Origin of the sequence: Psychrobacter sp. Ps7 (genome assembly GCF_022129225.1) — a bacterium.
GTDB lineage: Bacteria > Pseudomonadota > Gammaproteobacteria > Pseudomonadales > Moraxellaceae > Psychrobacter > Psychrobacter immobilis_A.
In genome coordinates this window covers 3,608-24,037 of record NZ_JADQAH010000007.1, presented here as the reverse complement: position 1 = coordinate 24,037, position 20,430 = coordinate 3,608, and the positions used below count along the sequence as shown (strand labels likewise).

At 42.6% G+C, this 20,430-nt stretch carries 16 protein-coding genes and 2 tRNA genes; 9 read left to right on the top strand and 9 right to left on the bottom strand.

What is annotated here, in order from left to right; all coding sequences use genetic code 11:
• Positions 1–20: 20 nt before the first annotated feature.
• The 5 genes from I3257_RS04130 to I3257_RS04110 all read right to left on the bottom strand — a co-directional run bounded on the left by I3257_RS04130 (position 21) and on the right by I3257_RS04110 (position 6,182).
• The gene (locus I3257_RS04130; RefSeq protein ID WP_238048903.1) at positions 21–1,436 is read right to left on the bottom strand and encodes an FAD-linked oxidase C-terminal domain-containing protein; all 1,416 of its coding nucleotides are present in this window, start codon (positions 1,434–1,436) and stop codon (positions 21–23) included.
• Positions 1,437–1,621: 185 nt separating this feature from the next.
• Positions 1,622–3,283, bottom strand: coding sequence for an AarF/UbiB family protein (locus I3257_RS04125; RefSeq protein ID WP_238048902.1), 1,662 nt, complete (start codon positions 3,281–3,283; stop codon positions 1,622–1,624).
• 154 nt (positions 3,284–3,437) lie between these two features.
• A complete protein-coding gene (locus tag I3257_RS04120) occupies positions 3,438–4,142 on the bottom strand; it encodes a hypothetical protein (protein WP_238048901.1) in 705 nt (234 codons plus the stop codon).
• Between the two features lie 111 nt (positions 4,143–4,253).
• Positions 4,254–5,390 (bottom strand): bifunctional demethylmenaquinone methyltransferase/2-methoxy-6-polyprenyl-1,4-benzoquinol methylase UbiE, encoded by a 1,137-nt coding sequence (gene ubiE, locus I3257_RS04115; protein ID WP_087815479.1) that lies wholly within the window; start codon positions 5,388–5,390, stop codon positions 4,254–4,256.
• Between the two features lie 81 nt (positions 5,391–5,471).
• On the bottom strand, positions 5,472–6,182 hold the full coding sequence (locus I3257_RS04110) for a hypothetical protein (RefSeq protein WP_060491512.1): 711 nt from the start codon (positions 6,180–6,182) through the stop codon (positions 5,472–5,474).
• A 253-nt stretch (positions 6,183–6,435) separates the two neighbouring features.
• Between I3257_RS04110 and I3257_RS04105 the strand changes: the two genes are divergently transcribed.
• Positions 6,436–8,145: an ATPase gene (locus tag I3257_RS04105; RefSeq protein ID WP_238048900.1), complete on the top strand. Its 1,710-nt coding sequence runs from the start codon at positions 6,436–6,438 to the stop codon at positions 8,143–8,145.
• A gap of 609 nt (positions 8,146–8,754) precedes the next feature.
• A complete protein-coding gene (locus I3257_RS04100; protein ID WP_060491510.1) occupies positions 8,755–10,362 on the top strand; it encodes an inorganic phosphate transporter in 1,608 nt (535 codons plus the stop codon).
• Positions 10,363–10,470: 108 nt separating this feature from the next.
• Here I3257_RS04100 and I3257_RS04095 read toward each other — a convergent pair whose 3' ends face one another.
• Entirely contained in the window at positions 10,471–12,117 is a 1,647-nt protein-coding gene (locus I3257_RS04095) for an aminotransferase class I/II-fold pyridoxal phosphate-dependent enzyme (protein WP_238048899.1), read from the bottom strand.
• A 640-nt stretch (positions 12,118–12,757) separates the two neighbouring features.
• Here I3257_RS04095 and msrB point away from each other — a divergent pair.
• The 4 genes from msrB to I3257_RS04075 all read left to right on the top strand — a co-directional run bounded on the left by msrB (position 12,758) and on the right by I3257_RS04075 (position 14,337).
• On the top strand, positions 12,758–13,183 hold the full coding sequence (gene msrB / locus I3257_RS04090) for a peptide-methionine (R)-S-oxide reductase MsrB (protein ID WP_238048898.1): 426 nt from the start codon (positions 12,758–12,760) through the stop codon (positions 13,181–13,183).
• A 160-nt stretch (positions 13,184–13,343) separates the two neighbouring features.
• Positions 13,344–13,829 (top strand): glutathione peroxidase, encoded by a 486-nt coding sequence (locus I3257_RS04085; RefSeq protein WP_055123816.1) that lies wholly within the window; start codon positions 13,344–13,346, stop codon positions 13,827–13,829.
• A 304-nt stretch (positions 13,830–14,133) separates the two neighbouring features.
• A tRNA-Val gene (locus tag I3257_RS04080) sits at positions 14,134–14,209 on the top strand.
• A 51-nt stretch (positions 14,210–14,260) separates the two neighbouring features.
• Positions 14,261–14,337: transfer RNA gene (locus I3257_RS04075), tRNA-Asp, on the top strand.
• Positions 14,338–14,623: 286 nt separating this feature from the next.
• Here I3257_RS04075 and I3257_RS04070 read toward each other — a convergent pair.
• Positions 14,624–16,105 carry an ATP-binding protein gene (locus I3257_RS04070; RefSeq protein WP_238048897.1) on the bottom strand — a complete coding sequence of 494 codons (1,482 nt, stop codon included), beginning with the start codon at positions 16,103–16,105 and terminating at the stop codon, positions 14,624–14,626.
• A gap of 1 nt (position 16,106) precedes the next feature.
• Positions 16,107–16,874 carry a heavy metal response regulator transcription factor gene (locus tag I3257_RS04065; RefSeq protein ID WP_238048896.1) on the bottom strand — a complete coding sequence of 256 codons (768 nt, stop codon included), beginning with the start codon at positions 16,872–16,874 and terminating at the stop codon, positions 16,107–16,109.
• A gap of 223 nt (positions 16,875–17,097) precedes the next feature.
• On the opposite strand from I3257_RS04065, the gene I3257_RS04060 reads away from it, so the two are divergent.
• The 3 genes from I3257_RS04060 (at position 17,098) to I3257_RS04050 (ending at position 19,115) form a co-directional block, all read left to right on the top strand.
• The gene (locus I3257_RS04060; RefSeq protein WP_238048895.1) at positions 17,098–17,706 is read left to right on the top strand and encodes a DUF411 domain-containing protein; all 609 of its coding nucleotides are present in this window, start codon (positions 17,098–17,100) and stop codon (positions 17,704–17,706) included.
• 81 nt (positions 17,707–17,787) lie between these two features.
• A complete protein-coding gene (locus I3257_RS04055; protein WP_109589211.1) occupies positions 17,788–18,255 on the top strand; it encodes a DUF305 domain-containing protein in 468 nt (155 codons plus the stop codon).
• A 125-nt stretch (positions 18,256–18,380) separates the two neighbouring features.
• Complete coding sequence (locus tag I3257_RS04050; protein ID WP_238048894.1) at positions 18,381–19,115, top strand: DUF305 domain-containing protein; 735 nt, start codon at positions 18,381–18,383, stop codon at positions 19,113–19,115.
• Between the two features lie 260 nt (positions 19,116–19,375).
• Here the strand turns inward: I3257_RS04050 and I3257_RS04045 are convergent, their stop codons facing one another.
• Complete coding sequence (locus tag I3257_RS04045; protein ID WP_238048893.1) at positions 19,376–20,089, bottom strand: GAD-like domain-containing protein; 714 nt, start codon at positions 20,087–20,089, stop codon at positions 19,376–19,378.
• Positions 20,090–20,430 lie beyond the last annotated feature (341 nt).

Genomic DNA, 20,430 nt, shown 5'->3' with positions numbered 1-20,430 from the left:
TTGATTTCTTATAAGCACCATTAAACAGCGGGTAAAGGTTCAGGCCATATTTTACCCGGATTTAAGATATTGTTAGGGTCAAGAGCTGATTTAATCGCTTGCATCAGCACTAAGGCATTACCGTGCTCTTGCTGCATATATTTTTGTTTGCCTTGCCCGATGCCATGCTCACCTGTACAAGTGCCATCCATCTCAATTGCACGGCTGGCAAGGCGGCTGATAATGCCGTCAGCGGTAGCGATTTCTTCAGGATTTTCAGTATCGACTAATAACAAAACATGAAAATTACCATCGCCAACGTGACCGACGATAGGCCCAATCATACCCGATGCTTCGATATCTTTTGCTGTTGCACTGACGCATTCTGCTAATCGTGAAATAGGCACACAAGCATCCGTCGATAAGGCGCTGGCTTCAGGACGTAGAGCAGAGCTGGCATGATAAGCGTTATGCCGTGCTTGCCACAGACGTTTGCGCTCGGCTTCATTGGTATCCCAAGCAAAGTCACGACCGCCGAATTCTTCGATAATATCCGTAAAGATTTGAGCTTGTTCAGCGACGCTGGCATCTGTGCCATGAAACTCTACAAATAGGGTAGGCGTCTCATCCAGATCAAGATTGGCATATTGATTACAGGCTTTAATTTGCATGGCATCAAGTAGCTCAATGCGCGCAATCGGCAAGCACATTTGAATGGTCAGCATCACTGCCTGACAGGCATCCTCAATCGTTGTGAAATGGCAAATACCGCTACCAATACACTCGCTGATGCCGAATAGTTTAAGCGTCACCTCAGTAACAATACCAAGTGTCCCTTCTGAGCCGATCATTAATCTCGTCAAGTCATAACCCGCTGCAGATTTTTTGGCACGGGTACCAGTGCGGACAATCTCTCCACTAGCGGTGACTATCTCAAGCGCGAGTACCACATCTTTCATCGTGCCATAACGTACCGCATTGGTGCCTGAAGCGCGAGTGGCGACCATACCGCCGATACTGGCATTGGCACCCGGATCTATTGGAAAAAACAGTCCTGTATCACGTAAGTAGTGATTGAGCTGCTCACGTGTGACGCCTGGTTGTACGGTCACCGTCAGATCTTCATTATGTACCTGCAATATTCCATCCATCGCATGCATATCGATGCATAATCCGCCATATGGCGCATTTAATTGACCTTCTAAGGATGAGCCAATACCAAATGCAATCACTGGCATTTGATACTGATTGCAAATCTCCACCGCAGCTGCTACCTCGTGCTTATCTTGTACTGCCAAGACGGCATCGGGTGGCTGATTGGCAAGCCACGTCATCGTATGCCCATGCTGCTCACGTACCGTTATATTGGTAGTAAGTTGTTTACCGAAACGAGTTTGTAAGGCAGCAATAGCCTCGCTGTGGTCTTTTTTAGCAATTGATATTTTAGAGGTAGACATGGGTGACTCCTATACAGGGCGTCTTTTTTAACGACACAATGAGAAATGAGGCAATGTAAAGATTAAGCTCTCACTCACTTTAAATGTTACTAAAAAGCAATGAAAGTGAGTGAGAGCTTATTGAATAAAAATTAGATAGTAATGGCTATTAACCAATACTTATTTTCATTAAAAATAACGAAGCGTTAGGCTAAAATACGCCAAACGACAACCAAAATAGCCAATATATAAAAGATAGGCGAGAGCCAGCCAACAACCTGTGTTGCAATGGCAATGAAAATGGCAAAACCTGACAGTGCTAGCCAATCTCGGCGGCGATCATTAAGCATATCCGCACGAATTTGTTGTATTTCTCGCAGTTGACTGTCTTGGCGTGATCCTTGTGAGGCAAGGCTTTGTAAGCCTTGATCCAGTAGCTTTGGAATATCAGTCGTCGATAATAAAATCTCTGGTAACTGCTGACGCAGCTGTTGTAAATTACGCATCGGATCAAGCTGCTCTTTAATCCAACTGCTTAAAATCGGCTTGGCAAGTGACCAGATATCAAGGTCAGGATACAAGTCGCGACCGAGTCCTTCGACATGAACCAAGGTCTTCAATAGCAGCATGAGTTGCGGCGGAATACTCATATGGTGACGACGGGCGATATCTAAGATTTGCATTAAGACACCAGCAAAGTCGATATCATTGATAGACTTTTGTAGCATAGGTCCAACCGTGCGTTTCATATCGCGCATTAGGGCATGCTTGTCTGTATTTGGTGGAATCCAGCCAGCTCTACTGACGATATCAACCATCGCCGTAAAGTTGTTATTCATCACCGCCAACAGCATGCGCGCCACAATGAGCTGATCGTCTTTTGATAGCGTACCCATGATGGCGCAATCAAGCCCGATATAGCGCGGCTCGTGCCCTAAGTCAATCGCTGCCATATCTGCAGTGAGCGTTTTAACCGGCGGCGTCTCTACAAAGACATTACCCGGATGCATATCGGCATGAAAAAAGTTATCGCGAAAAACTTGGGTGAAAAATATCGTTAAGCCTTTTTCTGCTAGTGCTGCTCGGTCATAACCTAGCTTATCAAACACTTCAACTTGCGAGATAGGAACGCCTTGGATACGCTCCATGACCATCACATTTTTGGCAGAATCATAGACTTCTGGTACGTACATCAATGCGGAACCCAAGAAGTTGTTGCGCATCTGAGTGGTATTGTCTGCCTCTAAGATCAAATCCAGCTCGTTTAACATCACTTGGCGATAGTCTTCGACAATATCGATGATATGAATGGCACGTGCCGCTTCAATACGCGCTGATGCCCAATTGGCCAGCTCACGTAGTAGCTCAAAATCAGCAATGATGGTGGTACGAATATCAGGACGCACCACTTTTACCACCACTTCACGACCATCATGCAGCGCAGCAGTATGTACTTGGGCAATAGAAGCCGCCGCTAGAGGTTTGACATCAAAGCGTGCGAACAAGGTGCCAATCGATTGACCAAGACCGTGTTTAGGGTCTTGGATTTGGGTAATGGCCACATCAGAATTGAAAGGTTTGACTTTATCTTGTAGTTGAACCAATTGCTCGATAATCTCAGGCGGCACTAAATCGCGACGCGTTGACAATAGTTGTCCGAGCTTTAAAAACAGTGTGCCCATGTCTTCAAGTGCATATTTAATCGCATTGGGTTGGTGTTTTTTACCCCACGCCGCTGGATGTAGGCGAATCAAACGCGCCAAAGGTTGCAGCTGTGGCGCGTCTTCGATAGAAAGATGAGTATCGATGCGATAAGTTGCGGCGATACGCCAAAGCTCAAGTAAACGGGCGCGATGAGATAATAGCATGAGGTATGGGTACTCTAAAGAAAGTCGAAAATAGGGTGGGCACTGCACTTATTTATAAACTGTGCTTATCTATAAATTGCACTTATCTATAAATTGCACTTATCTATAAAAAGCGCTATCGATAATAGAATTTAGCGATCATCGACGACAACAGTTATTGATGAAACGAGTTATTGAGAAATCGTGCCTGTTCATCTTTGATAGCAGCAAGTTTGGCCTCTTCACGTTCGACATCAGCCCGCAGCTTTAACAGTTGCTGCTTAAGATCGTTTACTTCTGCTGTCTCGGTAGGATCAGGAGCACTATTACCTGCTACCTCATTAGCCCAGTCGCTGACATCGTCAAAAGCGCGTTTGGCACTATGACGCCAGTTACCTTTTAGCTGTGATATAAGTAGATGTAACTGACTGGCCATCGGCTTACCAATAAATGGCTCAAGCTGTCCTGCAACATCTGGATCGAAACCTGCGACCAGTTGTTTGAGCTGCATTAGTACCTTGTAATCACCCGCGATAGGTAAATTGCCTTCGGCACCACGCATCAGATTCAGCAGTTGCGCTGGGTTATCTACAGTAATGGTACAGTCTGGGCGACTATGACCAATCCGTGCGCGCTCCATACTGGCTTGTTGGTGCTCGTTCATCGCGCCACTTTGCTCAAACACACTCTCGGTTGTCACCGGCTCAAAACGCAAACGCTCATGAGTGAATAAAATATCCAAACGAATCTCAGGCATGGCCATATTGAGTCGCAACACTTTGCCAGCAAGCGGTGCCAATCCTGATTTGGTAATTTCATCACTAGCAATAGCAAGGTTAATCAGCTTTTCGGCACCCGCCAAAAGTAGAACAGTCAGCATAAGGCTCTCGCATAGTCAGTTGAGCGCCTGAAAAGAGCGCATCATTTGTAAAGGTCAGTTGCCACCACTTTACGTGATGGCATGTCTATTACGATAGTTTTTAACTTAATATTACGCTTTAAAGCCGCGATGGACAGCGACAATACCAGCCGTCAAGTTATGATAATCACAATTTTCAAAGCCCGCTTGCTGCATCATTTGTTTCAACGTCTGTTGATCAGGATGCATACGAATCGATTCGGCCAAATATTGATAACTCTCAGAATCATTGGCAATCAGCTTGCCCATAATAGGTAAGGCGGTAAATGAGTATAAATCATAGGCTTTAGACAATGGCTCAAATACAGGTTTTGAGAACTCCAAAATTAATAAACGTCCACCTGGCTTAAGCACACGGTACATCGATTTGAGCGCTGCGTCTTTGTCCGTGACATTACGTAGACCAAAGCTGATAGTGACCAAATCAAAGCTATTGTCATCAAATGGCGCGAGTGTTTCTGCATTGGCAAGTACAAAATCGACGTTGTTGCAGCCAGCATTGATTAAGCGTTCACGACCGACTTCTAACATGGCGGCATTGATATCTGATAACACCACATGGCCATTTCTACCGACTTCACGACTAAATACTTTGGCTAAATCACCTGTACCACCAGCGATATCAAGCACATGTTGACCCGCACGCACACCTGATAAGCTAATGGCATAACGCTTCCATAGACGATGGATACCAAATGACATTAAGTCGTTCATGATGTCGTATTTTTTGGCAACTGAGGTAAATACGTCCGCAACGCGTGCTTGTTTTTCAGCTTTATTTACAGTCTTGTAGCCAAAATGCGTTTCTTCATTACCGTCAGTATCAGGCGTATGCGGATTATTGATGTCATCACGCTGATTAAAAAGTGTTTGTTTGGCGGTTTGTATTTGTGCAGATGCATTGTCTACAGTGTTGTTATTGGCGTTGTTGCTGGTAGTATGGTTTGGCATAGTGGTTTGTTGGCCTTGTGGCGTTCCCGTTGGTAGGTCTTGGACTTGTGTAAAGTCATTTCTCTTGCTGTTTTCGATGCCAGCATCAATCCCCATATTAAGCGTGGTATTAGTTTCATAGCTTTGACGTGCTTGCACTTGTGCCGTAATATTTTGATTGTGGGTGATGCTATCTCTGACCAATTTATCTTGTAAATGACCATTGATGGTAGGCTTTTGATTGAGATGCGTGTTGTTATTATGGGTGTTATCGGTCATAGCATTATCCTGTTATTCACTTTTATGATTATTGGTTTGCAAGGTATAAAATAGCAGCTAACCAAGCAAATGATGCGTCTATCATACACCAAACGTCATTGGCTTACCGCCATTATCCGTCTCATGAACACGGTCAATAATCTCAAGCTCACGCTCACAAAATGGTTCAATAAAGCCGCTGACACTTTTTAGTGGTTTCATCGCTTTAAAGCCTGAATCGATAAATTCATACAAAGGCTGATAGTTGTAACGGTAGGCGGTGCCTTTTGCTAAGGCAAAGGCTTTTTGCAACATAAAAGAGTTTATATATTTATCAGTACGATAGCACACCTCTTTTAAGTGACCAATTTGGATACGTCTGGTGTCGGCTTCATTGACCGCACGATAGGCGTTCAGCATGCTGTCTTCGTTAACGGCTAAATCTTGGGCCAATAGCCATTCTGCTAAATGTAAATCTAGCTCTATCGCTAAGATAGCTGCTTGTATTGCCATGCTGCCAGTCTCTAAAGCCGCTGCTGGCGCAAAACGTTCAACTTTTTGCGCTTTAGGCACAATACGTTCTAACTGTCTGGCCAGCAATTTAAACTCATCGCCGCCATACAATTGTGTCAAAAAATAATCTGCCATCAGCTGATTTTGAGGTTGTTCAAATAAGGTTTTATGAGTGTTCTGAATACGATCTCGTTGCCAAGCTTGCACCTCGCTAAGTTTATCGTTTAATGCCAAATCTTCATGATAAGGCAGTGCCCAAAAACGGTTCAAATGTTGTTGTAAGTCGGCTAAAGAGGCCATGGTCAGTAAACCTGCATAAAAGTAAAGAGGATTAAAAGGTTGCGAATAAAAAGCTCAGGATAAACCGTGTTTTATATTTTTGGTTTTTGTATTTATAGAGCGTGATTACAGCATGTGTCTGAGATTGTGTTCACCTTAAAAGAAAATAAAGCAGAATACAAATGTCAAACTGTTACATAGCAGCGTTATTTACCGAATTGCTGCAATGCTATGATGACGCTAATACGCTTTCAATCATAGGATGATGACAGTTATGAGCAAAAATAATAAGACGACTGAATCCACCGCACCACAAGCGCTAAGTACACAATTTAGTGAGCAAATTGTCGATGAGCGCCTAACCCCCAATCCCCTGAGCCAGTTTTCTATGGACAAAGATGCACTGAGATTGGCACTGGTCACGGCCCAATATGCTCTACGAGCAACGCGGCAACAGACGCCGCCAATCCTCAATAAACCAACAGGGCTATTGGTATTGGTCAATGGTATGGAGCAGGCAGGCAAGGGTACCGCTGTCAAGCAATTGCGCCAATGGGTAGATCCTCGACTACTTAAAGTTGAGGCAACCGTTGGTGATTGTCCCTTAGCATATCAGCCGATTTGGCAGGCACATACCAAGGCGTTACCCCGTCATGGCGATGTGATGGTTCATTTTGGCAACTGGTATGCTGACTTGCTTTATAACGTCATGCGTATGGCAACGTCAGACAATGATAATGATAGTGATAATAAGGAACAGTCAAAAAATCTAAAATCAAAACGCACAAAGCCTGACAATGACAAGTCTGACAAGGACAAAGCGTTACCGATTGCGCAATGGCAAGCATATTTACAGCAGCAGCTTATTAAACTACAAGCGTTCGAACAGGACCTCGCTGCCAATCAAACCCGACTGCTTAAATGCTGGTTCCATGTCGATATCGAAACGTTGCAAGCGCGACTGAATGACGATGAAGCCGATCCGCAGTTTTTATACCAAATTGACTGGAATAGTAAAAAAGTTATCGAAACCTTTAATCAAGTGGCTACCGTTCTGCTACGCCAGCAAGATGATTGGATCATCATTGATGGTGATGACAAGTCAGATGCGGCTGACCATTTTTGCCATGAAGTGCTACAAGCGATGCAAACCGCGCTAATGAGTAGTAAAATAAATACAGTACAAACCTCTAATAAATCGAAGGCTAAGAAGCAAGCTCAGCAAGCACTCAAATCAGCAAAGTTTGAACCCGTAAAAATTCCTAAATTTTTAAAAGATATCGATGATGCAGAGATTGATAAGTCGGACTACCGTGATGCGTTGGTAGAAAAACAAGTTCGCCTTGCCCAGTTGCTGCGTGCGCGCAAAGGGCGTCATATCGTTTTTGCCTTTGAAGGAATGGACGCTGCTGGCAAAGGTGGCGCGATTAAAAGGTTGGTTGCGCCGCTCGACCCACGCGAGTATCAAATTTATAATATCAGTGCGCCAATGCTGTATGAGCTGCAACATCCTTATCTATGGCGTTTTTGGACCAAACTTCCGAACGAGCAAACCGACCGTATTAGCCGTATTGCCATTTTTGATCGGACTTGGTATGGGCGCGTTTTGGTTGAGCGCATTGAGGGTTTTGCCACGGATGAGGAATGGCAGCGTGCTTACGATGAAATCAATCGTTTTGAGGCGGATTTAGCCGCGGCGGGGACAATCGTTATCAAATACTGGTTGGCTATCGATAAAAAAGAACAGCTTAAACGTTTTGAGGCACGTCAGGAGACACCGCACAAGCAGTTTAAGCTGACGGACGATGACTGGCGCAACCGTGATAAATGGTCAGATTATGTGCAGTCTGCGGCGGATATGCTGGCACGTACCGATACAGAGTACGCACCGTGGTGCGTCATCGCGACCAATGAGAAGCGTCAAGCACGTTTGGATGTTTTAGATCATGCGATTAAGCAACTATCAGCGGTGTGTGGCAGCTGATATGTGATTGGTCATTATTATATATTTAACGTTAAATAAATTCAGGGAAAGAGAGTATAATGCGGCGTTACAGCAGGATGTTTTCTAACACATATGCTGGCAGTTACAAATCTTGCAATATCATCATGCATTATGCGCTTATATTTAATATAATAGGCGCGTAATAGCTCCTGCTGTGCACGAAACTCACTGAGTGAGTAGAGTGTTTTTACCCTTTGACACAGACATTTTAATCACTCTGGTTAATAAGTTTGGCAAAGGTTCTTACAATAGCAGTTATTAGCACCAAAATTATTACTACGACATCTCTAAGCCGCAAGCTGCTGTAATCAGACGATTTGGCAATATTCCTTGCGGCTTTGTGACATATTGAGTGATGTGTTTTACCTTATTTACTGCCTTTACGTAAAATAAAATACGAGTAAATAAAAGATAAGCGTTAGGGTAGAGCACCAAGATAGCAGTAAGAAAAACCGTTTTTTAGCAAGCATATTGCGCGTTTCATATACGTTATATTAATGTCAGAAGCTATCACGAGCATTATTAATAGCCGCGCAATGTCATCAACCGCCTATAATTTCAATCAGCTTACGCAGGACGTATCAACGTATGGGTATTAGCAACAGTTCTACAGAGCCAGCCAAATCAGTCGGTTCTATGAGAATAAATCTATTTTTTGCCATTTTACTGATTGCGATGACCTCCTACTTTTTGTGGTGGGGTCTAGATTACACGATGCGTCAACAGACGACGCTATTTATTGTGGCCACCGCTTTTGGTGTCTTTATGGCATTCAATATTGGTGGTAACGATGTCGCCAACTCCTTTGGTACCTCAGTGGGTGCAGGGACGTTGACTATCCCGCAAGCGCTGGGTATCGCAGCGATATTTGAAGTGTCCGGAGCCGTACTGGCAGGTGGTGAAGTCACCGATACCATTCGAAGCGGCATTGTCGATTTAGATGGTCTTTCAGTAACGCCCAACCAATTCATTTATGTCATGCTGTCAGCGCTCATCGCTGCCGCATTTTGGCTGTTATTTGCCACTAAAAAAGGTCTGCCCGTTTCGACCACGCACGCTATTATTGGCGGCGTTGTTGGTAGCTCTGTTGTATTAGGTATCACGTTAGGTGGTACTGAAATGGCATTATCAACGGTGAATTGGAGTACGATAGGCACCATCGCGATTTCTTGGGTATTGTCACCGCTATTGGGCGGCGTTTTGTCCTATGTATTATATGGACAGATTAAGAAAAACATCATTGAATATAATGATAGAACAGAGGCGCACATTGCGACTTTGAAAGGCGACAAAAAAACCTTAAAACAAAACCACAAAGAATTTTTGGACGGTTTAACAGAATCAGAACAGCTGGCCTATACGTCAGCGATGTTACGTGATCAAGAAATCTATAAAGATGATGATTGCGATGTTGAAGATTTAGAGACTGACTACTATAAACAGCTTTATGAGATTGAAAATGAACGCAGCAACCTTGATACGCTAAAAGCGTTGAAGCAATGGGTTCCTATCATTGCGGCAGCAGGCGGCGCGGTCATGGCCTCTTTGGTCATCTTTAAGGGTCTAAAGAATGTCAATAATGGCATGACGACGCTGCAAGGCTTTTTAATCATGGGTATGATCGCGGCGCTGGTGTGGCTTGCGACCTTTATCTATACCAAGAGTATCCGCGGTAAACATAAAGAGGATTTGACCAAAGCGACGTTTATTATGTTTAGCTGGATGCAAGTCTTTACCGCCTCTGCTTTTGCCTTTAGCCATGGCTCAAACGATATTGCCAATGCAGTAGGCCCTTTTGCTGCGATTATGGATGTTATCCGTACCAATAGCATTGCGACTGAAGCCGCTGTACCGCCTGCGGTTATGCTGACCTTTGGTGTTGCGCTTATCGTTGGTCTTTGGTTCATTGGTAAAGAAGTCATTCAAACGGTTGGTACAAATTTGGCAAAAATGCATCCCGCTTCTGGTTTTTCAGCTGAATTGGCCGCGGCTGCAGTGGTAATGGGCGCGTCAACCATGGGTCTGCCCGTCTCAAGTACGCATACGCTAGTTGGCGCGGTACTTGGTATCGGTATCGTCAATAGAGACACCAATTGGGCGTTGATGAAACCTATCGGTTTGGCATGGATCATTACTCTTCCTGCAGCAGCGGCAATGTCTGCAATCAGTTATATTATTTTGGTCAATATTTTTTAACACGTACGCTTATTAAGTCTTATTTAACGTTATTTATAAGCACGTTTCCAAATAAAAAACGCTTATCAGCATCATGCCGATAAGCGTTTTTTTATGTCAAATTAAGGTCTATTCGGTACCAAATTGTTTGCGTTTTTTGGCAAAGAAGCGATCTAAGCGGTCCATGGCATCTTCTAAATCATGTAGGTTTGGCAAAAATACCAAGCGGAAATGATCGGGCTTATCCCAGTTAAAGCCTGTTCCTTGCACCATTAAGACATTTTCTTCAACAAGCAAATCCATCATAAATGCCATATCATCTTCGATAGGGTAAACATCAGGATCCATCTTTGGAAAGCAATAAAACGCGCCTTGTGGCATGGTACAAGAGATACCTTTGATCGCATTAAGTCGTGACACGGCCATTTCACGCTGCTTATATAAGCGCCCACGCTCTGACGTGAGCTCTTTCATGCTTTGATAGCCGCCCATCGCGGTTTGAATAGCGTATTGACCTTGGACGTTGGAACACAAGCGCATAGACGCTAACATGTCCAAGCCTTCGATAAAGTCAGTGGCATGGTGCTTTTTGCCAGACACCATCATCCAACCTGCGCGGAATCCCGCGATACGATGCGATTTTGATAATCCATTGTATGAGAGCACCAGCACATCATCAGTCAAGGTGCTCATTGGGGTGTGTACCATATCATCATAAAGAATACGATCATAAATTTCATCGGCCATGATGATTAAATCATGCGCTTTAGCGACCTCAATAATTTGTTTCAGCAATTCATCACTATAAAGTGAACCCGTTGGATTATTAGGGTTAATCACCACGATACCTTTGGTTTTAGAGGTGATTTTAGATTTAATATCTTCGATATCAGGATGCCAATTATCGTCTTCATTACAGCGATAATGTACCGCTGTGCCGCCAGCTAGGTTCGCCGCTGCCGTCCAAAGCGGGTAGTCTGGCATTGGGATAAGCACTTCGTCACCATCATTCATTAAAGCCTGCATGGTCATTACAATCAGCTCAGAAACTCCGTTGCCCAAATAGACGTCACGGACATCAACTGCCGATAGCAACCCCTTTGATTGATAGTACTGTAGGACAGCTTTACGCGCTGAAAAAATCCCTTGCGAGTCGGAATAACCGGTCGCGTCTGGTAGGTTCATCGCCACATCGCGCAAAATCTCATGCGGGGCTTCTAGACCAAAGGGGGCTGGGTTACCGACGTTCAGCTTTAATATACGTTTGCCTTCGGCTTCCATCTTATTGGCTGTTTGTAGTAGCGGACCGCGAATGTCATAGCAAACATTTTGTAATTTATCCGATTTTTTTATTGTGTTCATAGTGTGACCACTCATAGGGTTATTTTGTGAGTTTGTATCTATAGTAGGAGTTGTAGTTGTTTGATTGGCTTGGGAGTCATGTATCTCGTCAGTTTGAGCAGATGACGTATTTTGACTATTCTTATTATGAGAATGAGCGCTCTTACTCACCTCTTTATTATTACTGTCGTTTTTTAGTTCACCGCGTAACAGATAGCCTTCGCTGCAGCCTAAAATGTGTGCGAGCGTTGGCAGCTTAGATGACACAATGCCATTGGTGCCACGCTCCCAATTTGAGATAGCCCCGCGACTGACTTTTGCGCCTGCTGCGGTCATGGCTTGCGCTAATTGTTCAGCAGTCAGCCCTTTATCACGACGTAGCTGTACCAGTCTTTCGGCTTGTGTGCTTTTATTTTTGTCATCAGCCATAATCATTCAAGCCTTTATTCAGTAGTTGGTAATAGAGAGAAGGAAAGCAGGCATTTGTTTTAATTGAGCCTTAATGCAAGATATTATTGCATTATCAGTATCAATGCAAGCTGTTTTTAAGGGTAGTGTATTTACCAATGCAAGAATAACTTGCATTGGTAGTATTATCGTTGCCTCATTTCTGCTCTACTAGGGCGTGTCCTTATTTTAAAAATGATAATAAAAATGAGATAAATTGTCGTCAGACAAGGAAAGTAGTGCAAATAATATTGAGATATTGCTAAGCTATTTGACGATGTTTGGCAAAATTTAGCCATTTTTAGCTCATTTAGAAGATAAGCAATTGAATTGAGGACACGCCCTATATATCAAACTTCTTTCAGAGAGTTATTATTATGGCTACATCTGTATTCATTGATATGTTAAGAAAATTTGCTGTATTTTATTTATTATAGCTTTTTCAATACCTTACGCTATCACTTGCTTATGATGGTTTTCTTGTAATGTATGCCTTGAATATTGAGTGGATAAACAATAGATAAGACCCATCGTTTTTATAAAAATATGGCGATAAAGTGTTAGTTAATAGCAGATAAAAGCTAATGCTAATGGATGAGATAATACATACCCAAATTAAGGATACATTATGCAAGACAATCAACTTAGCCAAGAAGAGATCAGCCAATTAACAGAAGCTGATTGGAAAGAGCGTTTGAGTGCTGATGAATATCACGTGATGCGTGAAAAGGGTACAGAACGCCCATTTACGGGCGTATATAACGATGCGACTGATGACGGTATTTATCGCTGCAAAGGCTGCAGTGCGAGCTTATTTGACTCAAGCAATAAATTTGATGCCAGCTGTGGTTGGCCAAGTTTTGACCAAGGAGTTGATAACAGCGCTATTGAGGAGCATGTGGATAATTCGCTTGGCATGACGCGGACAGAAGTAACCTGTAGTAACTGCGGCGCACATTTAGGTCATGTCTTCCCTGACGGCCCAAGCGAGACGACGGGGATGCGCTATTGCATCAATTCTGTGTCTATTGATTTAGATAAATCTGAAAAGTAATTGTTAAAAAAATTGCTTAGAGTATTTTAGAGTCATGGCATGGAAGCGCGAGATGCTGCCTTGCCAGTTATTAGTATTATTAACGTTTTCAATGTTATTGAAAAATGAGCATGGCTTAAAAGACTATCAAAATAATAACTAATCGATTTAAGGACAAATGATGAGCACGATTTACGATTTTACTGCTGAGCGTATGGACGGTACTGCAAAAGCCTTTGCTGATTATCAAGGTAAGGTGTTATTAATCGTCAATACCGCGAGCAAATGTGGATTTACGCCGCAATTTGAAGGCCTAGAAGCAATATATCAGCAATATAAAAATCAAGGATTGGTCGTTATTGGTTTCCCTTGTAATCAATTTGGTGGGCAAGATCCAGGCAGTAATGAGGAGATTGGCGAATTTTGTCAAAAGAACTATGGTGTCAGTTTCCCAATGATGGCGAAGGTTGATGTCAATGGCAAAGACGCTCATCCTATTTTTGATTGGCTCAAAGAGCAAAAGGGTGGCGTATTAACAGAGGGTATCAAATGGAATTTTACTAAGTTTTTAATTGGTAAAGATGGACAGGTCATTGACCGCTATGCGCCAACCACCAAACCAGAAGCCATGAAAATGGATATCGAACAAGCATTAGCCAGTAAATAGGGTCATGCTTGAAAATTTATTGGTTTTTTATAAAAATATAAATCCAATGAAAACATAGGCTTGTCAGATTAATAAATAAAAACCTATAAAATAGGTTAAAAAACTGAAAATACTGTTTGACAGCCATGTGTAAATCTATATAATACACACCCACAGCAAGGGGACTTAATTAAGTTCAATGTTGTTAGAATTTTTACTGACTTAAAGCGTGACAACTTTAAAGATTAGACTTTCTATAAAATTCCTTTTAAGGAGTTTTAAATTGCGAAGCTAAAATTGCAGTGCAATTTTTTAACGCTTTTCAGGGTGATTAGCTCAGTTGGTAGAGCGTCTGCCTTACACGCAGAATGTCGGCGGTTCGAATCCGTCATCACCCACCACTCTTTTTAGCGAGTGTCTCTGTAATACGAGAAGATGCTAAGACGACCTAAGCAGCGGTAGTTCAGTTGGTTAGAATACCGGCCTGTCACGCCGGGGGTCGCGGGTTCGAGTCCCGTCCGCTGCGCCATATTTAGTAAAAAGCTAAAACAAATTTAAACTCTCGAGTTTAAGCAAGTTTCGCCTCAAACATAATTTTGTTTGGGGTTTTTTTGTGTTTAAAATTCCTCTTACAGCCTTTATCTATAAAGGGTGGCTATTTTTCTTTATCAACTGATAGGGAATAGTCTATCTTCAATAGTGTATTCTTTATCAGTTTGGTTGCATACATTCTAACTTTTGAAAATCGCTGATCACCTCCTTGCTGACCACCTGCTCGGTGACCAAAAGGTGACCATTTCTCGATCAAACCCGCCCTATGATTCTTTTAATAACTGTACGTTAACTTGAAAGTAATACTTATCCTTAATGGTAATACTGACTTTGCCGTTATGGGCATTGACGATTGCTTGTACGATGGCCAATCCCAATCCTGTGCCCGAATGCTGATTATTGGATTTGCGATGACGATAAAAGCGTTCAAACAGTCTATCTGCTTCCGCTTGAGTTAGAGGCGTCTGCAAGCGATTAGTGATGGTGATGTTTAGCGATGGCTGCTGAACCGTTTCTCTAAGGGCGTGAGCGTTATGTTTTATGAGGCTAGCAGTCTTAGAAACGGCAGTAATAGTAATGATACTGTCGCTGGCGGCGTAGTAAATCGCATTGGATATCAAGTTGGCAAACAGCCTTTGTAACAAGCTCTCATCCCCTAATACCACATCAAATGCACCCTTTTTTTCAAAAGAGATACCGCGCTCTTCGGCTATCAGCTCAAAATAATCGATGAGCTTAATTATCAGTGAGTCGGTATCGACAAGATGACGTTGTGAATCGTAGAGGCCTTTTTGAGTTTTTGCCAGCAATAGCATATTGTTAATTAGCAGGGATAGTTGCTTGAGCGTGTCGTGTTGATGATGTAGCTGCTCGACATATTCTTGATGGTCTCTAGGTTTACTGAGCATTACTTGAGTTTGAGTGCTTAACGTTGCCAGTGGTGTGCGCAGTTCGTGAGCAATGTCATCTGAAAACTGTGATAATGAGGCAAAGTTGTGTTCGAGTTTATCCATCATGGCATTATAAGCGTCAGCCAAGGGTCGCAGCTCGCTTGGCATTTCAGAGACGATGATTCTATCGTCTAACTGCTCGGCGTTGATACGTGCCATTTTTTGACTGATGGTCGCTAAGGGAGCGAACCCTAAATAGACGCTAAAAGCCGCCACTGATACCAAGATAAAAGTAATCGCAATAAGTATCAGAATAAGATGGTGATTAAACTGGGCAAGGTATTGATGGTGCACATCAATCGGTAGCGCGATTAATGCCAAGCGATTAGAGTGCTCAATGACCAGCGCGCGATAATGACGATGATTAAGCTGCAAGTCAAAGGGTTGATCGCGGTGCTGCTGCCATAGTTTTTCGACCAATTGGGAGTCATTGAGTTTATCAATAAAATCCTTTGGCTGACTATTGATGACTTGTCCATTATGGTCAGTGATAATTGTTTTAACTTCATAATCTGGTCGAAAGATATCTACCACAGATGATGCTGTATTGGCGAGATGAGCAGGGTCGGAAAGGTTGTCAGAGCGCTGATCATCCGATGTCACCTCTGTCATGTACTGTCGTAAATTAAACGCAGCGTGAGTCAGGATCTCTGAGTCCATTTGTTCAAAATGATCATTAACCGAACGCTGTATCCATATGTACAAAAAAGCTTGAGATATCAGCACACACACCGTTAATACTAGGGTAGTGCGCCACAGTAATGACAAGCGTCGATGCTCAGATTTATATGCCATGCTATTTCACTTCAACATGATTGAGTTTAGAAACCGTATTAGCCTCATTACTCATATCAATGCTAGTTTCATTATTGACTTTAACGGCGATATTGTCCGCTTCTAGTTTATAGCCCATACCGCGTACGGTATGAATGAGCTTATTTTCAAAGCCATCATCGATTTTACTTCGTAAGCGTCTTATCGCCACATCAATCACATTGGTATCGCTATCAAAATTCATATCCCATACTTGTGAAGCGATGACAGAGCGGGGCAATACTTCGCCTTGATGCTCAAGTAAAAACTGCAATAGCGCAAATTCTTTGGCCGTCAATTTGATAGAACCCTTATCTCGATGCACGCTACGTTTGGCGATATCCAGTTTTAAATCAGCCATTTGAAGCACTGTGCTGGCGTAATCTGCTTGATTGGCACGGCGTAGTAAGCTTTTGATTCTGACCAACAGCTCAGCGAAGGCAAAAGGTTTAGTGAGATAGTCGTCACCGCCAATCTCGAAGCCTTTTATGCGGTCGCTAAGGTCATCTTTTGCGGTCAAAAATAACACAGGGATGGTGTTACCAGCAGCGCGATAATTACTGACCAGCTCAAAACCACTGACATCAGGCAGCATCACATCCATCACCACGACATTGAAGTCCTCAGTCATCAGAGCATGATACCCATCTAAACCTGTGGTTTTATGCTCAACGATAAAACCTGCCTCGCTTAAACCTTTTTTAATGTAGTCGCCAAGTGATAACTCATCTTCGACTAACAATACTTTCATAGCATACTCGCGCCAATTATTTAGGATGAGATCAATATAAAATGTCTCTATTGTTATCAATCATAGAGGAATACTGGTAATAAACCTATGCTCAGTCTAGAAGATGACAAAATTGTCATCTTGGCGTCATCTGACTGTCAGAGTGGCTATGCTAGTTTGGCTCCAATACATCCTAATTTTAATATTCAATACTATGAAATATTCAACACTATGAGAAGCCTCTATGATTCCTTTTACCGTTAAGTTTGTTCGAGGGTCAGCGGTCTTATTAACCGCTGCCATATTATCAGCATGTGGGCAATCTGACAGCAATGCTTCTAATGCTAGCACCTCTACTGCCAATGCCGCTAACGCCAGCAGTGGTGAGGCAAACGCTATACAGAGTAAGCAAACAGTGACAGAGACACCAGCCAACAACCCAGACCTGCTCAAGAACGTGTCAGCCACTGTCTATAAAGATGCCAACTGTGGCTGTTGTAAAGAATGGATAGGGCACGCAGAAGATAATGGGTTAACGACAACTGCCCATGATGTTGCAGACTTGTCATTATTTAAAGAGCGTTACGGCGTGCCTGCTGAGATGCGTTCTTGCCATACCGCCGTTACCAGTGATGGTTATGTCATCGAAGGTCATGTTCCTGCTAAGTATGTGGCTGAGTTTTTGCAAAATCCACCAAAGCAAGCCATTGGTTTGGCGGTACCGGGTATGCCTGTCGGTAGCCCTGGTATGGAATATCAAGATAAGTTTATGCCATACCAAATTATGCAAATCAATAAAGATGGCACAAACCAAGTATACGCTGAGATTGAGTCCGCAGAGCAGCAGCTATAAGCCAATACTTTATTTAGATAGTTTTTTTAAATTTCAGCTACTCATTGTAGTACTGATAGCAGCATTGATGGAGACTGACTGATGAATCATACAGAGCAAAAACAGATGAACCCTTACGTAAAGTTCACCCTCATGATTCTGACGTCTACCGTGGTGATGTATATCATGATGTACTTCAATACTTATGAGTGGGATCATATTTATTTTAGTGAGACCAGAGCTTATATGGCGCTATATATGGGCGCAGGCATGGCAGTGATTATGCTCGCCTTTATGAGCAATATGTACAAGAAAACTAAGGTCAATTTAATGATTTATGGTCTTAGCGTATTGCTATTTACCGTGGGTATCTGGGGCGTCAGATCTCAAGCAACCGTCGATCAAGTGGATTGGATGCAGGCTATGATACCGCATCATTCAATTGCGATCTTAACCAGCTCAAGAGCCGATATAGAAGACCCTAGAGTACAGCAACTTGCTGACGACATCATCGAAGCACAAAAACGTGAAATCCAAGAGATGCAGGCACTGATCGAAGCATTAGAGTAAATAACCTTAAAACACACTGCTCTTAGTACATAAATTAAATGATTTTTCCAACTGGTGGATCTTAGCTGATTTGCCAGTTTTTATATGAACCATAACTACCAAATGATCGTAATTAAGGATCTACCATGAAAATGATAAGAAATTCACGTCTTGCCATGCTTGCAGTTAGTGTCAGTGCCGTGATGATGCTTAGCGCTTGTCAGCCGACGAATGACGTAACAGAGGCTACTGTCAAAGACGAGGCGGCTCCCGTTAATAATGCTACAACAGACACTAGCGCGATGGATGCTCATGTAGGTCATGATATGTCAGGTGATGCGATGACGGGCATGCATGGAGAGTATAACGACTCTATGACTAAGATGCATGATGAGATGATGGCAGGCATGGCATACAACGATCCCGATGCTGCCTTTGCCCAAGGAATGCTCGGTCATCATATGGGTGCTGTTGATATGGCAGAGATTCAGCTAAAGTATGGTAAGGATGCAGAAATGCGTCAGTTGGCACAAGAGATTATTGACGCTCAGAAAGCTGAAATTGAGCAAATGCAGAACTGGCTTGCCAACCATCCTGATGCTGCTGAGCCAACGTCTGATACTGAAGCCATGCAGACAGCTTATGCTAAAGGTATGGATACGATGCATAGTGAAATGATGGCAGGTATCGCTGACCCTAACCCAGATATGGCATTTGCTCGCGGTATGTTGCCGCATCATATTGGCGCAGTAGATATGGCAAAGATACAGCTAAAGTATGGCAAAAATGAAGAAATGCGTCAATTGGCACAACAAGTAATTAACGCGCAGCAGCCTGAAATTGAGCAAATGCAAAACTGGATAGCCAAGCACAATAGTTAAATAATGAGTGCTTAAGAGTGGAGGTATTTTAGATAAAAAGCAGTGTCTTAGATTTCTTAAGGTACTGCTTCTTCTACTCTATATTTTTTAATTTTTTCTAAAATTTCGCTAGTGCCTGTATCAATATGCGCGTCGCCACCTTTGTCGACCATAAGCCTTAAAAGGTTGAGTCTACTAGGTACGCCATTGATATGAGTAAGACTTGCTAGGATAGTGTATCTGTATTTAAACCACCCGAAGGTGGCTTATGTCATTATGAATCATTTCAAATTATCTAAATCAGGCAAGTTTGATGAATCTTCAACGCCGAAGGCCATTTGTCCCAACTTCTTAAAGTCTATGTATTGGATTTCAATCAAGTCGGGTAAAAGATTGAGATGTACAAAGATATTCATCTTATCTATATTTTTGATAGAAGCATTGTCACTAATCGCAAGGGCGGGAACGAAGCCAAACATTTCATCATAATCAAGTGCACCAAACTTCTTGATACAGCGTTTGAATAGTGGTTTGTCGTTGTTGTCATATATATCTGTATGATCTAGCTTACTAAAACCAAAAAATAGCTCTAACTTTTTATCTGCGTACCCTTCTGCAATATCTTTTTTGTCTCCTTCTTCTTGATATACCCAACCACGAGTCGGAGTGATTGTATAGGCATGACCTGTTTTTTCTCCCCAAACGTAGAGCTTGCCAAAGCCACTACGAGCGATCACATAATAGTTATCTTTCCGCGTGATTTCTTCATCTAGCCAGATAGCTAATTCATCTTCATAATCAGCAGGATTAACCATCCAAAACAGCCCTTGTTTAAAGCGACAAAAACCAAAATGCTGCCAATAAAAAAGAAGTTTACTAGGTAACTTTCCACGATAATAATCTAAGGTAGCTTGATCAACCGGTTGTTGCCAATCAGGTTGACCGAATTTTTCTAAAAAGTAATCAAATCCTTCGTCTATAATAAAGTGACTCATTTTGTAATCCTTTAGATGCTTACTTGTACATATTAATCAGTGTCAATGATATTTGTTGGTAGGTGTTGGCTTGCTATTTATTATTACTGTTTTCCAATGCCTTATTAATTGCCCTGTGGTCGTTTACTTCTCTATCAAGCCCTAGTTGCATCAAAGTAGCAGGATGATACTGGTAGTTGTCCTGTTTGCTATTGGAGTTCGAGCTTGATTTGAGAGTCATAAATATAAAAACCACCCGAAGGTGGCTTAAGTAAAATAATAACAAACTATCCTTCTTCACTGTCAAACTGTCAAACTGTCAAACTGTCAAACTGTCAAACTGTCAAACTGTCAAACTGTCA